General features: G+C 62.2%; 22 protein-coding genes. 10 read left to right on the top strand and 12 right to left on the bottom strand.

Annotated features, from left to right (window positions below; all coding sequences use genetic code 11):
* Positions 1–3: 3 nt before the first annotated feature.
* Positions 4–531 carry a gamma carbonic anhydrase family protein gene (locus NKI38_RS21805; RefSeq protein ID WP_352660495.1) on the top strand — a complete coding sequence of 176 codons (528 nt, stop codon included), beginning with the start codon at positions 4–6 and terminating at the stop codon, positions 529–531.
* A 12-nt stretch (positions 532–543) separates the two neighbouring features.
* Here the strand turns inward: NKI38_RS21805 and NKI38_RS21800 are convergent, their stop codons facing one another.
* The 4 genes from NKI38_RS21800 to NKI38_RS21785 form a co-directional block, all read right to left on the bottom strand.
* Entirely contained in the window at positions 544–1,137 is a 594-nt protein-coding gene (locus NKI38_RS21800) for an ankyrin repeat domain-containing protein (protein WP_352660493.1), read from the bottom strand.
* Between the two features lie 269 nt (positions 1,138–1,406).
* Positions 1,407–2,015 carry a transglutaminase-like cysteine peptidase gene (locus tag NKI38_RS21795; RefSeq protein ID WP_352660490.1) on the bottom strand — a complete coding sequence of 203 codons (609 nt, stop codon included), beginning with the start codon at positions 2,013–2,015 and terminating at the stop codon, positions 1,407–1,409.
* 284 nt (positions 2,016–2,299) lie between these two features.
* Positions 2,300–2,917, bottom strand: coding sequence for a PilZ domain-containing protein (locus NKI38_RS21790; protein WP_352660487.1), 618 nt, complete (start codon positions 2,915–2,917; stop codon positions 2,300–2,302).
* 181 nt (positions 2,918–3,098) lie between these two features.
* Positions 3,099–3,731 (bottom strand): PAS domain-containing protein, encoded by a 633-nt coding sequence (locus NKI38_RS21785; RefSeq protein WP_352633536.1) that lies wholly within the window; start codon positions 3,729–3,731, stop codon positions 3,099–3,101.
* Positions 3,732–4,302: 571 nt separating this feature from the next.
* Between NKI38_RS21785 and NKI38_RS21780 the strand changes: the two genes are divergently transcribed.
* Positions 4,303–5,346 (top strand): substrate-binding domain-containing protein, encoded by a 1,044-nt coding sequence (locus NKI38_RS21780; RefSeq protein ID WP_352660484.1) that lies wholly within the window; start codon positions 4,303–4,305, stop codon positions 5,344–5,346.
* Positions 5,347–5,408: 62 nt separating this feature from the next.
* On the opposite strand, the gene NKI38_RS21775 is transcribed toward NKI38_RS21780, so the two are convergent.
* The 4 genes from NKI38_RS21775 to NKI38_RS21760 form a co-directional block, all read right to left on the bottom strand.
* Complete coding sequence (locus NKI38_RS21775; protein WP_502899349.1) at positions 5,409–6,425, bottom strand: ABC transporter permease; 1,017 nt, start codon at positions 6,423–6,425, stop codon at positions 5,409–5,411.
* Positions 6,422–7,951 (bottom strand): sugar ABC transporter ATP-binding protein, encoded by a 1,530-nt coding sequence (locus tag NKI38_RS21770; protein WP_352660481.1) that lies wholly within the window; start codon positions 7,949–7,951, stop codon positions 6,422–6,424. The genes NKI38_RS21775 and NKI38_RS21770 overlap by 4 nt, the downstream gene beginning before the upstream one ends.
* 72 nt (positions 7,952–8,023) lie before the next feature.
* Positions 8,024–9,280 carry an LVIVD repeat-containing protein gene (locus NKI38_RS21765; RefSeq protein WP_352660478.1) on the bottom strand — a complete coding sequence of 419 codons (1,257 nt, stop codon included), beginning with the start codon at positions 9,278–9,280 and terminating at the stop codon, positions 8,024–8,026.
* Between the two features lie 138 nt (positions 9,281–9,418).
* Positions 9,419–10,459 (bottom strand): substrate-binding domain-containing protein, encoded by a 1,041-nt coding sequence (locus NKI38_RS21760; RefSeq protein WP_352660475.1) that lies wholly within the window; start codon positions 10,457–10,459, stop codon positions 9,419–9,421.
* A gap of 229 nt (positions 10,460–10,688) precedes the next feature.
* On the opposite strand from NKI38_RS21760, the gene NKI38_RS21755 reads away from it, so the two are divergent.
* Positions 10,689–11,447 (top strand): rhomboid family intramembrane serine protease, encoded by a 759-nt coding sequence (locus tag NKI38_RS21755; RefSeq protein ID WP_352660472.1) that lies wholly within the window; start codon positions 10,689–10,691, stop codon positions 11,445–11,447.
* An 87-nt stretch (positions 11,448–11,534) separates the two neighbouring features.
* Entirely contained in the window at positions 11,535–11,966 is a 432-nt protein-coding gene (locus NKI38_RS21750; RefSeq protein WP_023759403.1) for a CBS domain-containing protein, read from the top strand.
* Between the two features lie 48 nt (positions 11,967–12,014).
* Here the strand turns inward: NKI38_RS21750 and NKI38_RS21745 are convergent, their stop codons facing one another.
* Complete coding sequence (locus NKI38_RS21745) at positions 12,015–12,272, bottom strand: YjhX family toxin (protein WP_023759402.1); 258 nt, start codon at positions 12,270–12,272, stop codon at positions 12,015–12,017.
* Positions 12,273–12,551: 279 nt separating this feature from the next.
* Here NKI38_RS21745 and gatB point away from each other — a divergent pair, with 279 nt between their 5' ends.
* The 3 genes from gatB (at position 12,552) to NKI38_RS21730 (ending at position 14,972) form a co-directional block, all read left to right on the top strand.
* On the top strand, positions 12,552–14,051 hold the full coding sequence (gatB, locus tag NKI38_RS21740; protein ID WP_352660469.1) for an Asp-tRNA(Asn)/Glu-tRNA(Gln) amidotransferase subunit GatB: 1,500 nt from the start codon (positions 12,552–12,554) through the stop codon (positions 14,049–14,051).
* A 4-nt stretch (positions 14,052–14,055) separates the two neighbouring features.
* Entirely contained in the window at positions 14,056–14,544 is a 489-nt protein-coding gene (locus NKI38_RS21735; RefSeq protein ID WP_352660466.1) for a GNAT family N-acetyltransferase, read from the top strand.
* A gap of 83 nt (positions 14,545–14,627) precedes the next feature.
* A complete protein-coding gene (locus NKI38_RS21730) occupies positions 14,628–14,972 on the top strand; it encodes a VanZ family protein (RefSeq protein ID WP_352660463.1) in 345 nt (114 codons plus the stop codon).
* 112 nt (positions 14,973–15,084) lie between these two features.
* Here NKI38_RS21730 and panC read toward each other — a convergent pair whose 3' ends face one another.
* The gene (gene panC / locus NKI38_RS21725; RefSeq protein ID WP_352660460.1) at positions 15,085–15,936 is read right to left on the bottom strand and encodes a pantoate--beta-alanine ligase; all 852 of its coding nucleotides are present in this window, start codon (positions 15,934–15,936) and stop codon (positions 15,085–15,087) included.
* On the bottom strand, positions 15,933–16,775 hold the full coding sequence (gene panB / locus NKI38_RS21720) for a 3-methyl-2-oxobutanoate hydroxymethyltransferase (protein WP_352660457.1): 843 nt from the start codon (positions 16,773–16,775) through the stop codon (positions 15,933–15,935). The genes panC and panB overlap by 4 nt, the downstream gene beginning before the upstream one ends.
* A 230-nt stretch (positions 16,776–17,005) precedes the next feature.
* Between panB and NKI38_RS21715 the strand changes: the two genes are divergently transcribed.
* The 3 genes from NKI38_RS21715 (at position 17,006) to NKI38_RS21705 (ending at position 18,569) form a co-directional block, all read left to right on the top strand.
* Positions 17,006–17,404 carry an NADH:ubiquinone oxidoreductase subunit NDUFA12 gene (locus tag NKI38_RS21715; protein ID WP_352660454.1) on the top strand — a complete coding sequence of 133 codons (399 nt, stop codon included), beginning with the start codon at positions 17,006–17,008 and terminating at the stop codon, positions 17,402–17,404.
* Positions 17,405–17,527: 123 nt separating this feature from the next.
* Positions 17,528–18,109, top strand: a complete 582-nt coding sequence (locus NKI38_RS21710; protein ID WP_352660451.1) for a DUF2155 domain-containing protein — start codon at positions 17,528–17,530, stop codon at positions 18,107–18,109.
* Between the two features lie 73 nt (positions 18,110–18,182).
* Entirely contained in the window at positions 18,183–18,569 is a 387-nt protein-coding gene (locus tag NKI38_RS21705) for a hypothetical protein (protein WP_352660448.1), read from the top strand.
* Between the two features lie 12 nt (positions 18,570–18,581).
* Here NKI38_RS21705 and aat read toward each other — a convergent pair whose 3' ends face one another.
* A complete protein-coding gene (gene aat, locus NKI38_RS21700) occupies positions 18,582–19,199 on the bottom strand; it encodes a leucyl/phenylalanyl-tRNA--protein transferase (RefSeq protein WP_352660445.1) in 618 nt (205 codons plus the stop codon).
* Positions 19,200–19,204 lie beyond the last annotated feature (5 nt).

Raw genomic sequence — 19,204 nt, 5'->3', positions numbered from 1 at the left:
GAAATGCCGCTTTATGCGATCGATGGAACACAACCCAGCTTCGCGGATGCGGAAACCAACTGGATCGCGCCCGATGCCACGCTGATCGGCGACGTGCGCGTTGGCCGCAACGCCGGCGTCTGGTTCGGCGCCGTCATTCGCGGCGACAATGAGCCCATCGTCATCGGTGCCGACACCAATGTGCAGGAACATACGGTGATGCACACCGATCCCGGCTTTCCGCTGACGATCGGGGAGGGCTGCACCATCGGCCACCGCGCCTTGCTGCATGGCTGCACGATCGGCGACAACAGCCTGATCGGCATGGGCGCCATCGTGCTGAACGGCGCGAAAATCGGCAGGAATTCGCTGGTCGGCGCCGGCGCGCTGGTCACCGAAGGCAAGGAATTTCCGGACAATTCGCTGATCGTCGGCTCGCCAGCCAAGGCAATCAGGGTGCTGGACGACGCGGCCGTCGCCAGACTGCGCGGCTCGGCCGCGCACTACGTTGCCAACGGCAGGCGCTTCAAGGCTGGGTTGAAGAAGGTCTGAGGCCAGTTTGGCCTATGTCTGTCGCCGACCGTCTTGATCGCGGCCCAACTCACCGTTGGAACCACGCCCGGTCATCGCATCGCGCAGCAATGAAGCACCTGCTTCAAAACCGGCAATCTCGGCCTCTTCCACGGCCGTCCTGTAGTCATCGATGCGGGTTTCGAGTGCCGGGTCGGCGCCCGCCGCCAAAAGCAGGCGGATCGCATCGACACTGCGGATTGCCACCGAATAGTGAAGCGGCGTCCAATCGTTCACACCCCGCATGTTGGGATCGGCTCCGCCGTCGATCAATATCCGCACGATGTCCAGCCTGTCGGCCCGGTCGGTGGACAGCGCCGCAATGATGGACGGAAACCCGCCGTGATCCTGATAGTTCGGATCCGAGCCAGCATCCAGCAGGGTCGAGATGAAGCCGACAGGGCTCCAATAGATCGCATATTCCAGCGGATGCCCGAGGCCGAGCTCAAACGGCATGCGCTCGTCGAACCAGCAGGGCGAGCCGCCCAGGGCCACGCCGAGGCCCTCGAAATCGCCGGCCTTGAAGGCATCGTCGATAGCCTTGAACAGGCGATGACGCTCGCATCGATCTTCCGGGATTTCCAACATCGCGGTGATCCAGGGGGCGAAATCCAACGGCCTATAGTGCGCCGATCTCCTGCACGTGGAAAGGCGAGACGATTCGACTGAATGAGATTGCGATCATCCAGCCTACCCCAAGCTGGCTGGTCCGCGAGCAGCCTCCGCCAGAAATGGCGGAGCCGGCCCGGGGACGGGGCCGGCTCCTTTCACCCGGTCGTTGGGGACGGGGAGGGTGGGGACTCGACCGGGTTTCTCCTTAAGCGGGTCACATTCATGCGACGCGCTTGATCTCTGTTTTAGCGGACGCTCGCGACCGCATCGGAGCGGCCGTCGTTGATCGTTACCCAAACACCGGAATTCTGGTCAGACTGGCGCTTGAGATAGGTGTAGTCGGTGTCCGTCCAGGACAGGACCTTGGTTTCCAGATTGTCGAGGATGAATTCGCCCAGGCTGGTGCGCACGGTCAGCACCGCGTGACCGTCGCCATTCGGCTGGCGCGCGACCGTCATCAGCAGGTTGCCGGCGGGCACGCCCACAGCCATCAATTCGCGACGCTTTTCCAGCGCGTAATCCTCGCAATCACCATAGCCATTGTCGGGATAGGCCCAGTATTCCTCGACACCGTAGTTTTCCATGTCGGTGCGCGGCTTGATGCGGGTGTTGACCGAATTGTTGATGTTGACGATCGCCGCCCATAGTTTGCGGGTCAGTTCGACCGGCGCGCCCTTGGGGGTCTTTTCGCTGCATTCGCCGGCTATGCGCTGGCAGAATTCATAATGACCGACAGGCTGCGTGGTGCGTCCGCCGGTGTGCATATAGGCCGGTCCCGCGGCATATGCTGATCCCCAAGCGGAAAGCTGCATCGCCATTGCCGCCAGCAACAGCTTGCCCCTCGTTTTCTTCATTGTTGTAGTCTCCCCGTTCGAAGGAGACATTGCCACATGTGGATTTATTTGAGGCAAAAGCGCGAAGTAGATATTGAGTAAAACGCCAGTAGAATAAACATAAAATTTGAATCATTTGAGTATTAAATTGTTTGGGGTTTTCCGAAGCTGGCCCTTCCAGCTCGATGTTATGCAGGCCTTGCAAGCCAGGACCTCAGGCTTGGCTGGAGCATCTCAAACAGCAATGTCGTGAACGCAAAAAACCGGCCGCAAAGGGCCGGTTTCATGAAAGCGTTGATGCCTTGTCAGGCGCGCGGCGTGTTGAATTCGGAATCGAGCGTTTCGGGGCGCTGGATGACGGCGAATTCGATGGCGACGCCATCCTCGAAATGGCGGACGATCTGGCCGCGCATGGTGCCGAGCATGACCTGGATGCCGATCGCCGGCTTGACGTCGATCTCGACTGCGGCGCCGGAAAGTGACAGGTCGATGATACGGCACTGATACTGGCGGCCATCGGTGAGCTGCAGCACGCTGGTCGGATTGCGCGGCGCGACGCGCTCGTGGCGACGGTCTTCCGGCAGATCGAGTTCATGCTTGTTGGCAAGCCAGGTCAATTGCGCGGCAAGCTTGTCCTTCTTGCGATCCGACGCGATGACGGTCATCGCGAAACCATCTTGCAAGGTGCGCGTGACGACGCCTTCGATGCGGCCGATATGATCGATGTAGGCGATGACTTTTTCGCCGGGCATGCCGATGCGGTCGGTGCGAAACGCGACATTGCCCGGTGACATGTCGACGACCTGGCAGGGGTGCTCGGTGCGGTCTTCCAGCATGAAGCGTCCGTAAATCTTGACACGGACGCGCTGAAAGTTGCGCCTTTCAGCTTGGGACGGCGCATAGTCGATCGCCGCTGACCTCATGACTGCCTACACCCCGTTTGGCATCCCACGCGTCGATGCGAGGAACTTCATCAAAGAAGTACAACAAAGCGGGTTAACAAAGGGAAAAGCGGGCGCTCCAGGGCTTTCCTTTTATGCATGCCGTTGTCCCAAAACCGCTGCGCGCCTTTCGGCGCCATACATCAAGCGGCGAGAGTGCGGATTATTCCTCGCGCCCGCCATCGAAGACGACGAGATGGCGGATGCGGCGCGCCCGACCAAGCGCCGAGATCGTCTCGGGTGCCCCGAGTTCATCGGGAACGAGCGAGGGAACATCGATCGCCGGACGGTTGTTCAGGAGTTCCTTTTCCGGGTCGATGACGCGGATCGAATCGATCAACGCGTCGGTGATCGGGTCGGCGCCCAGCCAGAAGGGCTTCTCCACGGCGCTGATGACGCCCAGGCAGCGCGGATTTTCGACGCCGCCGTCCAGCGGCAGGGCAAGCAGTTCGAACTTGTTGGAGCGCCCGTTGCGGCTGAAGCCCTCATAGGTGATGAGCACGACCGACTTCTGCTCGAAGACGCCATGGATCAGCCGCGAGACGAGCCGCTGATCCTTCTCGCGCCACAGCGACGGAAAGGAAAACCCCTTGAGCTCGCGACCATAGCAGGCGCAAAGCCTGGTGCCGGCGAGCCGGAATACGGCTTGCCCGCGCGTGTCCCGTTCCAGGATAAAGGTGTCGGCCAGCAGCGACTTGATGTCGGCCGGCTCGACCTCCGAACGCTTCGGGGCAGGGCGTCCGTCACGCAGGCGATTCCAATAGTGGAACAGCGTGATCGATCCATTCTGGTTCATGCTATGCTGCTCCGCGCAATCTGTCGTCTGATGTCCCATCGGTGAACAGAAGGGCGCCCTCCGATGACCTACATGCGTTGCGGAGCAGGAAGCGTGCCAGCGTCGTTAACACTTGTTCACGGGTCGGGGCCGTTAAGGTTAACAAGTGGTTTACGTTGCGCCGAGGCGAGGCCCGTGGCACATAAAAACCACTCCAGAAGCGGTCGTTTCGCGACGATCGGCAGCACTTCAGTCAGAGTTTTAGGGGAGCAGGGGGCTCGACCGGCCGTTCAAGGGAAACCTTGAACGGCTTCTTTTTTGATTCGCGGCTGGCGATTCGGGGTTAATGGCGGGCGGGCATTTCTGCTTGCCGGCAGCGCCGGCAACCATCCCGATGGTCGACAACACGGCATCGCCGATCGCGAGGCCCAGCGGCAACATTTGCCAACGACGCGCTTCGAAAGAGAAAAATCTGCGTTCCGAATGGTTCCATTGCCGCTGTATTCTCGCGAATTCGTTCCTCAAGGCGCGACGGCGGCGGTTCCGCGGTCCGGAGACGTGCCTTGCTGGCGCGTTTTTTCTGGGGACCTTCATGAAGACTTCCATTCTTGGACTGATCACCGCCAGCCTGCTCGCCTGCACCATTCCGGTCGGGTTGGCTCAAGCTGCCGGAATTGCGGGCGCTCCCGCGCCTTTCGACAAGGGCGGCGTGAAAGTGGCACTGGTCACCTTCATCTCCGCCGGCGATTTCTTCCAGGCCTATCAGGCCGGCGCCACGAAGCAGGCGAAAGCGCTCGATATCGGTCTCACCGTCTTTTCCGGTCGGCAGGATGCGGCAGCACAGCGTGACCAGATCGAACAGGCGATCAATCTCGGCGTGCAGGCGATCATCATCGATCATGGCCAGCCGGAAGCGTTGAAGGATGTCGCGCAGAAGGCACTCGACGCGGGCATCAAGGTCGTCGCGTTCGACGTCGATCTCGGCAACCCGAAAATCCCGCAGGTCGAGCAGTCGGATCACGAGCTTGCCAAAGCCTCCCTTGGCCAGGCGCTCAAGGACAACGGCACCACGTTTCAGGCCGGCTATGTCTACGTTGCCGGTTTCGCGCCGCTCGACCGCCGCAACGAAATCTGGGAGGAGACCAAGAAGGCCAATCCCGGCGTTGTCGAGAAAGCACGCTGGGGAACTGTCAACGACACGACCGCTGTGTCGACAGCCGACCAGACCAAGGCAGCGTTCCAGGCCAATCCCGACATCAGTGTCGTCTTTGCCCCTTATGACGAGTTCGCGCGCGGCGTGAAACTCGCCACCGACGAACTCGGCATCTCGAACAAGGTGAAGATCTATTCGGCCGATGTGTCGACGGCCGATATCACCGAAATCACGGCGGAAGGAAGCCCATGGGTCGCCACCGCGGCCACCAATCCGGCTGTCGTCGGCGCGGTTTCGGTTCGCGCGGCGGCCAAGCTGATCGCGGGGGAGGATCCGGGGCACAACATCGTCGTCAAGCCGGTCCTGCTGACACAGGAGGAGTTGCGCAGGAACGGCATCAAGACGATCGAGGATCTCGATGCCAAGTTGCCCGCTTTTGGTCAGAGCGACGCAGCGACCGCAAGCTGGATCCCCACCAACTGACCTTTTCTCCCCTCCCTCGTTTCGCCGCGAAGGAGGGGAGATAACGCTTGCGCCGGTGTGAACTATCGTTTCTTTCCCAGGCCGAAGGTCAGCGCCAGAGCGCCAACCAGCACGACACCCTTGACGAAATCCTGCGTGTAATAGGGCGCGTTCAGCATGGTGAGGCCATTCAGGAGGACGCCGACGAAGATTGCGCCGGCCACCGTGCCGATCACATGCGGGCGACGCTTGTCGAGCACGGCATATCCGATCAGCGAGGCCGCCACCGCATCGAGCAGGAGCGAGTTGCCGGCCGAGACGTCGCCGCGGCCGACACGCGAAGCGACGATCAGCCCTCCCAACGAAGCAAGCGTGCCGGACAGGATATAGGCCCAGAGCCGATATGCCTTGGTCGGCGCGCCGGAAAGATGCGCGGCCGTTTCGTTGCCGCCGATCGCATAGAAGACGCGCCCCCAGCGCGTGCGCTCCATCAGGAACCAGGCGAGCAGGGCGACGACCGCCATGACCACGACAGACAGGGGTACGGTGTCGAAGAGCCGCGACCGGCCGAGGATCAGGAAAGCCGGATCGTAAGCACCGGGAACGGACGAGCCGTCGGGCAGCACCATGCCGGCGGTGATCGAGCGGCCGCCTGTCGGGATCAGCTGCAGGCCGGCGAGCAGGAACATCGTCGCCAGCGTGGCGAGAAGATCGGGAACGCCGACACGCACGATCAGCAGTCCGTTCAGGAGGCCGATGAGAGCGCCCATCAGCAAGACCAGACCCATGGTCTGGACCGCATCCAGTTGCCAGACGACCATGGCATAGCTTGCCGCCATCACCGACGAGGCGGCGATGCTGCCCACGGAGAGATCGAAGCCATCGGCCGACATCGTGATCGAGACCCCAACGCCGAGGATCGCCACGACCGAAACCGCCTGCAGGATAGAAAACAGGTTGGCCGAGCGGATGAAGGCGGGCTGCGCATACCAGAAGCCAATCACCATCAGTGCCAGCAGCACGAAGAGCGCGTAGCGGCGCGTTTCGCGGAAAAGCGATGTGCGCGGGGCGGCCGGTTGCTCGGTCATTAGGTTCGTCATCGTTGATCTCCGGCCTTTTCGCTCTCGACCTTGCCGATCTGGTCGGTCAGCGAGCCATGGCCGTCGCCGGCCTCGTGAAGGGAGTGATCGCGCATGACGAGGATGCGGTCGGCAACCTCCAGCGCCTCTTCGGTGTCGCTCGTCGCGATCAGCGTGGCGGAACCGCTCTGGCTGTTGCGGATCGCGGCGATCAGGTCGGCGCGTGCACCGACATCGACGCCCTGGAAGGGCTCGTCGAGCAGCAGCAGCCGGCAAGGTGCCGCCTGCCATCGAGCAAGCACGACCTTCTGCTGGTTGCCGCCGGAAAGCTCGTCGAGCGTGTCATCGGGGCCGCGCGCCTTGATACCGAGCCGGGCGATCGCCTCGGCGGCAACCTTGCGCTCGCGCGCGACCCGCAGCAGGCCGCCCGGAAACCAGCGCCTCAGATGCGGCAGGGCGATCGTGCCCGCAATCGAGGCGCCGGGGACCTCGGGCGGCAGAAGCGACGATGCCCAACGGTCCTCGGCGACCATAAAGACGCCGTTTTCGATCGATCGCGCCGGCCCGTCGGAAAGCCATGGTTTTCCATCGAGCACGAAGCTGCCTTGCACCAGCGTTTCCAAACCAAAAAGCGCGCGCAGCAATCGGCTCTTGCCCGAGCCAAGCGTGCCGGTCAGCGCCACGACCTCGCCTGAGTGCAGATCGAGATCGAAAGGCCTCGCACCGGGAATCAGCCGCGCGTCCTTGATGGAAGCGATAATTGGGGCCGACGACGTCTTGCGGTCATGGGTGGCGGCTTCCAGGGTCCGGCCGATCATGGCTGCAACGGCTGCCGGGAAATCGATCGGCCTGGCAAAGGCGCCGACGATACGACCGCCGCGCATGACGACGGCGCGGTCGGCGATTGCGGCAAGGTCGCCAAGCCTGTGCGAGATATAGAGGATTGCCATGCCGTCCGCGCGCAGCCGCCGGATGATGGCGAAAAGGCGGTCCGCCTCCGTGGCCGAGAGGCTGGATGTCGGCTCGTCGAGGATGAGGACGGAGGCCTTGGCCACGACGGCGCGGGCAATGGCGATCAATTGCCGTTCCGCCGGCCGCAGGTCGACGAAGTCGCGGTCGAGCGGCAGGTCGAGATCGATCAGCGCCGCGATGGCGCGTGCGCGCCTGCGGATCGACCGGGCCGAGACGAAGAAGCGCCCGCCTGGCTGGCAAAGTTCATCGAGCAGGAGATTCTCGGCGACCGTCAGTCCGGCAGCCCCCGCCTGATCCGTCGCTTGATGAACGGTCGCGATGCCGGCAGCCTTGGCGGCGCTGGGTGAGGCGAAGGCGACGATCCTGCCGCCCAGCGTGATCGTCCCGGCGTCGGGTACATGCGAGCCTGAAAGGATTTTCACCAGCGTCGATTTGCCGGCACCGTTGGCGCCCATCAGCGCCACGACCTCCCCGGCTGCCACGGCAAGATCGGCTCCGGCGAGCGCGCGCGTCGGTCCAAAGGATTTTTCGATTCCGGCGACAGCGACGGCAATGGGGGCGGCGGTGAGGGACAATTGGTTCAGCCGGTTATGGATTGGGAGTGAAATGGGAAAGGCAGGCAAGCCAACGGGGCACGGTCGCGTCTGTCAACCGCCATATTCCATGATTGCCAGCCCGGCATTGTAATCCGGCGAATAGACGACGCCGTTGGCGTCGACGAACACGTCGGTCGACTGGATCACTTGCGGCCGGTTCGGACGCTTGTCGACCATGCGGCTGGGCGCTGGCGGCACAAGCGCCCCGGTCTCCTTTGGCCGATAAGGGTCGGAAATGTCGAAAACGCGCACGCCGGCATTCTGGTAGGTTGCAAAGATCAGCGTGTCGGACACAAAACTGCCCGGCCGATTCTCGTGCAGATTGTGCGGACCGAAATGTCCGCCCTTGGCGGTGTAGTCGGCTTCGTCCGGGGTCGGCAGGGTCGAGATCGAAACCGGGTTCGCGGGATCGCGTACATCAAAGATCCAGGTGAGCTTGCGCCCATCCTCCTCGTGGTCGAGTACGGCCTCGTCGGCGACGACGAGCAAGCCGCGTTTCGGCAGCGGCAGCGCCGAATGTGTGCCACCACCATAGGGCGGCGACCAGTTCCTGTGGCTGATCAGCCTCGGCAGGGCAGGGTCGGCGACATCAAGGATGGTCAACCCGCCGTCGCGCCAGCAGGCATAGGCCGTATCGCCCTCGACGACCGCATGATGCAACGCATAGCGGCGGCCATCAGGCCAGCCGGGTATCTCGCCGCCGGCGAGATGCATGCCTGGAATCCACCAGCGACCGACCTCGACGGGTCGTGTCGGGTCCTGAAGATCCACCGTGAGCAGGATGTAGTCGCTGTAGCCATCGAGAAGCGCCGATACATAGGCGTAGCGCCCGCCGACATACCAGATGCGGTGGATGCCGATGCCGTCGACCCGGAAGAAACCGATCTGGCGAGGCTGCGTCGGCTTCGAGATGTCGTATATGGCCATGCCGGCCGACCATGTCCGCGCTGCGCCCGAACCGGATGCGGTGCCGATCGTCTCGCCGATCGACTTGGTGTAGTAGACCTTCTCGTCGAAGGCGAAAGCGGCGTCGGCGAACAGATCCCGCGCATGGACGACCAGCAGCAGATCCTCATGCGTCTGCAGATGGATCGTCCAGGTACTCGGCGGTGCGGGCACGAACACCGTCCCACCCGGATTTTTGGGGTCGCGCACATCGATGATGGAAAAGCCTTGAGACCAGGGATGCGCGACATAGGCGAAGCCGCGATGCACCATTACTTGCAATCCGTCCGGCCGTCCTCCCTGGTCGGAATGACCGATCAGGCGCATGTTCCTGGAATAGTCGGGGGTAGGGACAGAACTCATGATCGTCTTTCGAAAGGTCAGGCCGGCGCACTTTGCCTGTCGCAACGGGTAGCGTCGTCGCAGATGCCGGCATCCCCCGGTCAGGCCGGGGGATGATTGTTTGGGTCGCTGATTTTGTGAAAGAAGGCGCTGGAACTCTCAATTCGTCGCCGGGATCCACGGTGCCTTTGCGGCATCGCTGTCCTTGAAGGCCGGGAATTTTGCCTGCAGGTCCTCGATCGTCTTGATGTTGTTGTCGACGAGGTTCTTTCTGGTGACGAGCGTCGGCTGGATCAGCACCGAATGGCCGGGATCCTGGCCGGCGATCAGCTGGGCCAATGCGCGCACCGAAGCCTCGCCGACCACAGCCGGGTTGGTTGCCGCCGTCGCCACCCAAGGGCTGTTCGGTTCGAGAATAGCCTGGATGTCCGATGTCGAGATGTCGACGCCGTAGATCTTCACCTTGTCGCCGACGCCAAGCTCATCGATGGCGAGTTTCACACCACGGGCGAATTCGTCCCATGGAGCGAAGACAACCGAAAGCGTCGGGTTGGCGGTGAGCACAGCCTTGGTCTGGTCCGCGACCGAAGCGGCGACGGTGTCGTTGACCACGCCCCAGGTGGCGACTTCCTTGATGCCTGGGTACTTCTTGCCGAAATCCTTCCACACCGCATAGCGGCGGTCGAGCGGTGCGAAGCCGGCGACATAGAGAACGCCGCCATCGAATTTCTCGCCCTGGTCCTTGACCGCCTGGTCGAGCACGAGGCGCGCCATGTCGGCATCGGACTGCTCGACCTGCGGGATCTTGGGGTTGTCGAGGTTGGTGTCGTAGGCCACCACCGGAATCCCGGCGTCAAGCGCCGCCTGTGCGACGTCCTTGATGGCTTCAGGCTGGCCGTTGTTGATGATGATGCCTTGCACGCCGAGATTGATGGCCTGCTGGATCAACTGCCGCTCGGTGTTGATGTCGTTGCGCGCCTGCGAGATGTTGGCCTCGATGCCGAGCGCATCGGCTTGGCGCTTCACGCCGGCCTCGAATGCCTGGAGCCAGTCACCGGAGCCGAGGAAGCTGACGACGGCGATCTTGACGCCGCCCTTGTCGAAGGGTGCCGGCGCGCCGGATATGCCCTGCGCCGAAGCAGCGGTGGCAAGACTGGCTATGCCGGCCGCTGCCGCCAGCGAAAGAATATGCTTGATCATGTGGAGACCCCTTTGAAATCGGCTGCATTCTAGGGAGGGGGCCGATCGCTTCCGAGAACGCTGATTGCGAGTTTTTCAAATCCCGGAGCATTTCCGCTTCGCTTCCTTTCGGTTTCGTAGCAAATGAAGACGATGGTGTGCCGGGCGCTCGCTGTTTGAGAAACAGAATTGTTCCAACCCGGGCATCCTTGCTCTAAAGGACGCGCATCGAATCCTGGACCAGATGCGCATGAGCGAACCGGCAGACCCTTCCGAAACGGAACCGATGGACGACGCGCCACCCCCGCGGCGCGAGCCGGTGTTCAACCTGCCGCCCATCGTGCTGGCGGTGATCGGTATCTGCGTCGCCGTCTATCTGCTGCAGCAATATGTGCTGAACGACGCACAGCAGATGACATTGCTGTACGACGGGGCCTTCATCCCTGTCCTGTATACCGGGCAATACGGCTTCGACTGGTTCCTCTTTTCCCGGCCGTTCACCTATGCCTTCATGCATGGCGGCTTTGCCCATATTGCCATCAACATGGTCTGGCTCGCCGCCTTTGGTTCGCCATTGGCTAATCGTCTGGGCGCGCTCCGGTTCGCGCTGTTCTTCGCCGTGACCGGACTGGCCTCGGTCGCGCTTTTCTGGGCGGTGCATCCGTATGGAGAGGCGCCGCTGGTCGGTGCCTCAGGAGCCATATCAGGCATGATGGGGGCTGCGGCGCGGTTTGGTTTCCGCACCGACCGCTTGGCCGACAAGGTCGCCTTCGCCGGCCCGGTGCTGCCGATCGCATTCGTGTTGCGCTTGCGCGGCGTCGTGATCTTCCTCGCTGTGTGGATGATCATCAATCTTGCCACCGGTCTTCTTGGCTTTGCCCCGGGAGTAGAGGGCCAGATCGCGTGGGAAGCCCATATTGGCGGCTTTGTCGCCGGGTTCTTCGGCCTGCGCTGGTTCGACAGACGGTGGCAGGCACCGGAATGGGAGACCACAGACCACCGCACTTGAAATGCAACCGATCACGGCGCACGATGTTCACTCTTATGTGAGGCCGGTCAGGGCAGGAACCGGCAGGCAAAAGCAGAGGAGGACGCCATGACGGTGAAGGCAATTCTCGAGAAAAAAGGCCATGACGTGTTGACGCTCGGGCCGAACGAAAAGCTGAGCGAAGCCATTCGCATTCTGTCCGAACACAGGATCGGCGCGCTTGTCATCACCAATGGCGATCACAAGATCGTCGGCATTCTTTCCGAGCGCGACATTGTGCGGGTTCTGGCTAAGGAAGGCGGTGCCGCGCTCGATATCGCCGTGCGTTCGGCAATGACGCCGAAGGTGAAGATCTGCAACGAAAACCACACCGTCAACGAGGTGATGGAAATCATGACCCGAGGCCGTTTCCGCCATCTCCCGGTGGAAAAGGACGGCATGCTCGATGGCATCGTGTCTATCGGCGACGTGGTCAAGCGCCGCATCGAGGACGTCGAGCGCGAGGCCGAAGAGATCAGGGCCTATATCGCCACCGCCTGAGCGGTGACAAGGAACCGCCGGCCGGAGAACCGACCGGCGGAGCCGTATCTACCTGTTGTCGAGTTCGGAACGGACGAGTTCCAGTCCGCGCCGGGTGATGCGATAGGGTCCACCGCCCGACGAAGAAACGGCCTTCTTCCGCTTCAGCTTTCGAAACATGTCGAGATCGACGCCCGGATAATGCCAGCCATCACGGGTCAGGCATTTGACGGAGGCGATCCGCTTTTTCTCGTTCTTTTCGATTTCAATGCGTCCGCCCTGCGCGAGCAGGTGCAGGATGCGCTGTTCAATGCGCGAAATATCCATGGGAGAGTTTCCGGGAAAACAGAAAATGCCGCCGCCGCGAAGCTTCGCGGCACGGGGTTTCAGGTCTTCTGCCCTGCCTCGCTAGGAGGTCAGGGCCTTACCGGGACTGAGCGTAAGTGGACATCCACTCTCCATTGGGATGAGCGTCCTATAGGCGAAAGCGGCTGAAAAGGCCAGTCCGTGGCTTTGCGCTTGTCTCGTTGAACGGTTTGCACTAGCGAAGTTGCACACCAAAATATGCGTAAACGCATAATCCGTAGTTCCAATACGCAGGCCACAATGTCCCTCATCGACACCCGCACGCCCGACGCCAAGCGCCTTGTTTCCGGCGCCACCGGCGACTGGGAGATCATCATCGGTCTCGAAGTCCATGCGCAGGTCACCTCGGAAGCAAAGCTGTTTTCCGGCGCTTCGACCGCTTTCGGCGCGGCACCCAACGCCAATGTCAGCCTGGTCGACGCGGCGATGCCGGGCATGCTGCCCGTCATCAACGAGGAATGCGTCAAGCAGGCGATCCGCACCGGCCTTGGGCTGAAGGCGCAGATCAACCACAAGTCGGTCTTCGATCGGAAAAACTATTTTTATCCTGACCTGCCGCAGGGCTACCAGATCTCGCAGTTCAAGCAGCCTATTGTCGGCGAGGGCACGGTGATCGTCTCGGTCGGTCCCGACCGCCAGGGCGAATTCGAGGACATCGAGGTCGGTATCGAGCGGCTGCATCTGGAGCAGGATGCCGGCAAGTCGATGCACGACCAGCATCCGACCATGTCCTATGTCGACCTCAACCGCTCCGGCGTGGCGCTGATGGAGATCGTCTCAAAGCCAGATATGCGCTCGGCTGACGAAGCCAAGGCCTATGTCACCAAGCTGCGCACCATCGTGCGTTATCTCGGCACCTGCGACGGCAACATGGACGAAGGCTCGATGCGTGCCGACGTCAATGTCTCGGTGCGCAAGCCGGGCGGCGAGTTCGGCACGCGCTGCGAGATCAAGAACGTCAACTCGATCCGCTTCATCGGCCAGGCCATCGAGTATGAGGCGCGCCGGCAGATCGCCATCCTCGAGGATGGCGGCAAGATAGACCAGGAAACGCGGCTGTTCGACGCCGTCAAGGGCGAGACGCGATCGATGCGATCCAAGGAAGAGGCGCACGACTACCGCTACTTCCCCGATCCGGATCTTCTGCCGCTGGAGTTCGACCAGGCCTATGTCGACGCGCTGGCGAAGGAATTGCCGGAACTGCCCGACGACAAGAAGGCGCGACTGATCTCGTCGCTCGGCCTGTCGACCTATGACGCCTCGATCCTGGTGTCGGAAAAGCCGATCGCCGATTATTTCGAGAAGGTCGCCGCCGGTCGCGACGGCAAGCTCGCCGCCAACTGGGTCATCAACGATCTGCTCGGGCAATTGAACAAGGCCGGCAAGGACATTGAAAACGCTCCGGTTTCGCCCGATCAGCTCGGCGCTGTCATCGATCTGATCAAGGATGGCACCATCTCCGGCAAGATCGCCAAGGACCTGTTCGAGATCGTCTGGAACGAGGGCGGCGATCCGCGCCAGCTGGTCGAAAGCCGTGGCATGAAGCAGGTCACCGACACCGGCGCCATCGAGAAGGCTGTCGATGAGGTAATCGCTACCAACCCCGACAAGGTCGAACAGGCGCGCGCCAAGCCGAGCATGGCGGGCTGGTTCGTTGGCCAGGTGATGAAGGCGACCGGCGGCAAGGCCAATCCGCAAGCGGTCAACGACCTCGTCAAGGCCAAGCTGGGCATCGAGTAGGGCGGTGTTCGTTCGCACCGCCGGAGAGCGCGACCTTGCCGCAGTGCGGACGCTGCTGGTCGAGACCTGGCATGCGACCTATGACGCCCTTTATGGCACTGCCAAGGTGACCGAGATCACCGATGAATGGCACTCGATTGCCTCGCTCCGTTCGCGGTTGACACGGCCGAACTCGGAGTTCCTGGTGGCCGATGATGGCAAGCGGATCGGCGGCATGGCTTTCGCCGCCGCCACCGCGGATGCGAAGGTCATCCTGTTGAACCAGCTCTACGTCCATCCGGACTGCCAGAGGCGCGGGATCGGGCAAGCACTACTCGACGAGGTCGAGGCCAGTTTCCCGGAAGCGCGAGTGCTGCGCGTCGAGGTCGAGGAGGTCAATGGCAGCGCCATCGCCTTCTACCGATCGAAGGGGTTTTTGCCCGTCGGCACCGCCGCAGATTCCCCCGAGGCCTCAAGGTCGACGACGCTGAATTTCGAGAAGCCGCTCGGATAGGCTGCCGCCGGGCTTCTTCGGCGGATCCGGCCATGCGTCATCCCGGCATTTGCCGTGCCGGCTCACGACGGATATGCAAGGACATGACCAAACTGTCCCGCACCGTAGCGTTGGCGCTGCTCGCCATCATCATTTTCGCAACTTTGTCGCCGATCCAGATGCGGCCGCACCTCGCCGAAGCGAATGTTGAACGCGCCCTGGCCTATGTCCTGTTGGGCTTCGCCCTGGCACTCGGCTTCCCCAACCGACTGTATCAAGCCGTGATTTTTGTGACTGTGACCGCTGGCATACTGGAACTGCTTCAGATCATTGATCCAGGTCGCCACGCGCACTTTGCCGATGCACTCGTGAAAGCCTGCGCTGGCATTGTCGGGATCCTCGTTGGGCAGTTCTTTGTCAGGAGCGGCGGTCGAAAGGAAGAAATGTAGACTGGAGCAAGCAGCGATGCCGATGGACTGCGTCTGAGGTTGGCAATCTTGCCGAACTTGCCGGTCTGCCAGACTGCCAGACTGCCCGGAAGGTTCCTGATCGACCTCCGTCCTAGGTGGAAGAAACCTCCACATTGTCGATCAGCCTGGTCTTGCCGAGCCAGGCCGCCGCGAGCAGGCGTCCCTCGCGATCTCGACGCCATGGCGCGAGAGTCAGGCTTTCGCGTGCCTCGACATAGTCGACTTTTTGGAAACCGGCGGCGATGAGGGCGCGGCTGGCCTCTTCGGTTGCATCGTCCCGGTCGGCGCCTGCCGCCAGGGCCACTGACGTGTTGCGCAATATCACGTTGAACTGGCGGGCGATCTTGAGTTCGGTTTCATCGAGATAGGCGTTGCGTGACGACATGGCGAGACCATGTGCGTCGCGGATCGTCGGTGCGCCGATGATCTCGACAAGCAGGTCGAGGTCGCGGCAGAGCTGCCTGACGACGCAAAGCTGCTGGTAGTCCTTCTCGCCGAAGATCGCGCAATCGGGCATTGCCTGCAGCAGAAGCTTTGCCACCACGGTGGCGACGCCGTCGAAAAAGGTCGGCCGAAAGTCCGATTCGAGCCCGGCGGAGGGCCCGCCGACCGAGATTTTAGTGGCGAAACCGGCAGGATACATCTCGCCAACCGTCGGTGTGAAGGCGAGGTCGGCCTTTGCGACACCCAGCCGGTCGAGGTCGCGGGCGAGTTGACGCGGGTATTTGTCGAGGTCTTCGCTCGGCGCGAACTGTGTCGGGTTGACGAAGATCGACACGACGCAGCGATCGGCCTTTTCGAGCGCGATTCTGACCAGCGAGCTATGCCCGTCATGCAGTGCGCCCATGGTCGGCACCATGGCGATACGAAGGCCGTCGCGCCGCCAATCATGGATTTGCGTGCGAAGTGCTGCAACGCTGTCGACGACCACCGACCGGCTCATGCGTCATCCCGGCTGTTTGTCGCCGAAAAGACGTGGCCGGGACCAGGGAATGTCCGGCTCCGCACCTCCGCTGCATAGGTTTCGGCGGCATGCGAGATCACGCTGCGAAGATCGGCGTATTCCTTGACGAATTTCGGCACGCGGTCGACGGTCAGCCCGACCATGTCGTCGATGACCAGGATCTGGCCGTCGCAGTCGCCGCTGGCGCCGATGCCGATGGTTGGAATGGCGATGCGGCGGGTGATATCGGCGGCGACCGTCTCGACCGTGCCTTCGATGACCACCGAGAAAGCGCCGGCGTTCTCGACCGCAAGCGCATCGTCAAGCAAAGCCGCAACAGCCTCCTCGGTGCGGCCCTTGATCTTGTAGCCACCATCTTTTTCAACCGATTGCGGCTGCAGGCCGATGTGTCCCATGACCGGAATGCCGGCGGCGACGATGGCCGCGATCTGCCTGATCATATCGACGCCGCCTTCGAGTTTCACCGCTTGGCAGCCGGTTTCGTCAGCAACGCGCCGTGCCGAAGCGACGGCTTGCGTTGCCGAAGCCTCATAGGTGCCGGCCGGCAGGTCGACGACGATGCAGGCCCTGGCCGAGCCGCGCATCACCGCTTGCCCATGCGCGATCATCATCTCCAGCGAGGCGCCCAGCGTCGTCTTATGGCCATGCAGCACCATGGCGACGCTGTCGCCGACCAGAAGCAGATCGACATGCTCGTCGAGCAAGCGGGCCACTGGGTAGGTATAGGCGGTCAGGCAGACGATCGGTGTGCCGCCCTTGCGGCGGCGAATCAGCTCGGCGCTGATGCGGATGTCGGTGGTCGGCAATTCCGTGGCCAATCGTCACCTCCTTCGGCCTGCTGCCGGGTTGGATATCCGCAGGCGCGCGCAGAGCTTTAGAAAGACCGCAAAGGCTTGGCAAGCGCGCATCCCTGCGATCGAGAGGATCACCGGCTTGTGTCGGGTTTCCGGCAAGCCATTTGCGCTGTCCCCGTGGCAAAAGCCTTGCCTTCGGCAAGGCCTGACGCCATAAGCAGGAAACGGGCGCTGCCGGCGCGAGGGTTCTGAAGATGAAGACTTTCCTGACGCAGTTTTTCACCTGGTGGAACAGCCAGACGCTGGGAACGCGCCTGCACACCTGGCGGCATGGCAAGAAGGTCGGTCAGGACGAAACGGGCAATATCTATTACGAGGGCGGCATCGATTCGGAAGGCCGCACGCGGCGCTGGGTCATCTACCGCAACTATTCGGAAGCCTCCGCCATACCGCCTGGTTGGCACGGCTGGATCCATCATCGGGTCGACGTCGCACCGGCGAGCGAAGACTACAAGCCGCGCGACTGGCAGAAGCCGCACCAGCCCAATCTGACCGGCACGCCGGCGGCCTATCGCCCGAAGGGCTCGGTGCTGACCAATCAGCATCGTCCGCAGGTCACCGGCGACTACGACGCCTGGACGCCCGGGTCGTAGCGACAGGGTGCAGGCCGGTCCTTTATCGCCACAATTGGTGTTTAGCTGCTTGCTGATCAGAAAACGGCGACTAGCCTTGGCGATCGACAGAATCACCCGGGCGCGAACCACCGGTATCCCTATATGAGCTTTTTCAACCTGACATCGATGGCCAGTCTGACGCTAGCCGCCGGTCTTGCCGTCGGCACTGCGGCATTTGCCGCTTCGCCTGAACCTGCCGCACCGGCGCCGGCACCGCCCGCGGGATCGGAGCGGATCACCAATCCTGTCGCCGAGTTTGCCGGCATCGACAAGATCACCGGCCGCATCATTACCTTCGATGTCTATATCGACGAGACGGTGCAATTCGGCGCTTTGCAGGTGACGCCACGCGTCTGCTATTCGCGGCCGCAGAGCGAAGAGCCAAAGACGGATTCCTTCGTCGAGGTCGACGAGATCACGCTCGACCGCAAGATCCGCCGCATCTTTACCGGCTGGATGTTTGCCGAAAGCCCCGGCCTCAACGCCGTCGAGCATGCCGTCTATGACGTCTGGCTGAAGGAATGCAAGCAGAAGTCCGACGTGCCGGCACCTGACGGCACCAAGGCCGGCGCGACCAAAGCCGATGCTTCAAAGCCCGCCGCGGCCAAGCCGAAGCCTGCTGCCACTCCGGATGTGGCACAGCCGGATGCCACGGAACCCGAGACGACGACCGACCCCAACTGATCCTTCGGAACCGTCCTGGCGACCATGCGTTGGACCACGGACGATCGCGCATTTGCGCACGGAGGATTTTCCGATGTCAGACAGCAAGCGGATCACTGCCGGCAAGGCAGAATTGCTCGAACTCGAAAAGGGGTTCTGGACCGGCGACGCGGCCTATTACGCCGCCAATGCCGACACCGAATGCCTGGTGGCATTTCCGCAGATGGCCAAGGCGATGGACAATGCCGATCTCGCCAAGACAGCAACCAAGCCCAACCGCTGGCGGGACCTGAAGATCGACCTCAAGGGTATTATCGAGCCGGGCAGCGACATCGTCATGCTGACCTACGAGGCACATGCCACGCGCGAGAGCGGCGAACCCTACGCGGCCCTGGTCAGCACCGGCTACGTCCATCGCGTCAATGGCTGGAAGATGATGTTCCATGCGCAGACGCCGCTGGACGCCGCGGCCGGGAAGTAAGAGGCTCCATCGTCAGGGATAGAATACGGCCTCCCCCTTCAGCGCTTCGGCCAGCATCTTCTCATATTTGCCGCGCGGCACGTCGACCGCGCCGAAGCGCTTCAGGTGCTCGGTGGTGAACTGCGTATCAAGCAGCGCGAAGCCTCGTGCCTTCAACCGCTCGACGAGGTAAAAAAGGCAGGTCTTGGAGGCGTCCGTCTCCCTGGCGAACATGCTTTCGCCGAAGAAGACCCGGCCAAGCGACACGCCATAGAGGCCGCCGACCAGCCGGTCCTCCCGCCACGCCTCCACCGAATGACAATGCCCTATCCGATGCAGTTGCACATAGGCTTCGCGGATCGGCGCATTGATCCAGGTCGACCGGCGCTCCGCGCGCTTTTCGGCGCAGCCATCGATCGTGGCTTCGAAATCGAAATCGAAACGGATGTCGAAAGGATGCTTCTTGATCGTTTTCCTGAGGCTCTTCGGCGTGTGAAAATCGTCGAGCGGAATGATGCCGCGCGTCTCCGGCCGCACCCAGAATACCTCCGGGTCGCCGGCACTTTCGGCCATCGGGAAGACGCCCGAGGCATAGGCCTTGAGCAGAAGGTCGGTGGGGATGCGATAGCCGGGCGCATAAGGACGGGTCATCGCGT

This window comes from Mesorhizobium sp. M0621 (assembly GCF_040320745.1).
GTDB lineage: Bacteria > Pseudomonadota > Alphaproteobacteria > Rhizobiales > Rhizobiaceae > Mesorhizobium.
This window is presented reverse-complemented; position numbering and strand designations above follow the sequence as displayed.

Coding starts and splice junctions, on each gene's coding strand:
- panC (WP_352660460.1), bottom strand. CDS start 15,936: ATGAGCCGGTCGGTGGTCGTCGACAGCGTTGCAGCACTTCGCACGCAA.
- NKI38_RS21730 (WP_352660463.1), top strand. CDS start 14,628: ATGACCAAACTGTCCCGCACCGTAGCGTTGGCGCTGCTCGCCATCATC.
- NKI38_RS21775 (WP_502899349.1), bottom strand. CDS start 6,425: ATGACGAACCTAATGACCGAGCAACCGGCCGCCCCGCGCACATCGCTT.
- NKI38_RS21755 (WP_352660472.1), top strand. CDS start 10,689: ATGAGCGAACCGGCAGACCCTTCCGAAACGGAACCGATGGACGACGCG.
- NKI38_RS21765 (WP_352660478.1), bottom strand. CDS start 9,280: ATGAGTTCTGTCCCTACCCCCGACTATTCCAGGAACATGCGCCTGATC.
- NKI38_RS21800 (WP_352660493.1), bottom strand. CDS start 1,137: ATGTTGGAAATCCCGGAAGATCGATGCGAGCGTCATCGCCTGTTCAAG.
- NKI38_RS21760 (WP_352660475.1), bottom strand. CDS start 10,459: ATGATCAAGCATATTCTTTCGCTGGCGGCAGCGGCCGGCATAGCCAGT.
- NKI38_RS21750 (WP_023759403.1), top strand. CDS start 11,535: ATGACGGTGAAGGCAATTCTCGAGAAAAAAGGCCATGACGTGTTGACG.
- NKI38_RS21710 (WP_352660451.1), top strand. CDS start 17,528: ATGAGCTTTTTCAACCTGACATCGATGGCCAGTCTGACGCTAGCCGCC.
- NKI38_RS21705 (WP_352660448.1), top strand. CDS start 18,183: ATGTCAGACAGCAAGCGGATCACTGCCGGCAAGGCAGAATTGCTCGAA.
- NKI38_RS21745 (WP_023759402.1), bottom strand. CDS start 12,272: ATGGATATTTCGCGCATTGAACAGCGCATCCTGCACCTGCTCGCGCAG.
- NKI38_RS21790 (WP_352660487.1), bottom strand. CDS start 2,917: ATGAGGTCAGCGGCGATCGACTATGCGCCGTCCCAAGCTGAAAGGCGC.
- NKI38_RS21805 (WP_352660495.1), top strand. CDS start 4: ATGCCGCTTTATGCGATCGATGGAACACAACCCAGCTTCGCGGATGCG.
- aat (WP_352660445.1), bottom strand. CDS start 19,199: ATGACCCGTCCTTATGCGCCCGGCTATCGCATCCCCACCGACCTTCTG.
- NKI38_RS21780 (WP_352660484.1), top strand. CDS start 4,303: ATGAAGACTTCCATTCTTGGACTGATCACCGCCAGCCTGCTCGCCTGC.
- gatB (WP_352660469.1), top strand. CDS start 12,552: ATGTCCCTCATCGACACCCGCACGCCCGACGCCAAGCGCCTTGTTTCC.
- NKI38_RS21785 (WP_352633536.1), bottom strand. CDS start 3,731: ATGAACCAGAATGGATCGATCACGCTGTTCCACTATTGGAATCGCCTG.
- NKI38_RS21715 (WP_352660454.1), top strand. CDS start 17,006: ATGAAGACTTTCCTGACGCAGTTTTTCACCTGGTGGAACAGCCAGACG.
- NKI38_RS21795 (WP_352660490.1), bottom strand. CDS start 2,015: ATGAAGAAAACGAGGGGCAAGCTGTTGCTGGCGGCAATGGCGATGCAG.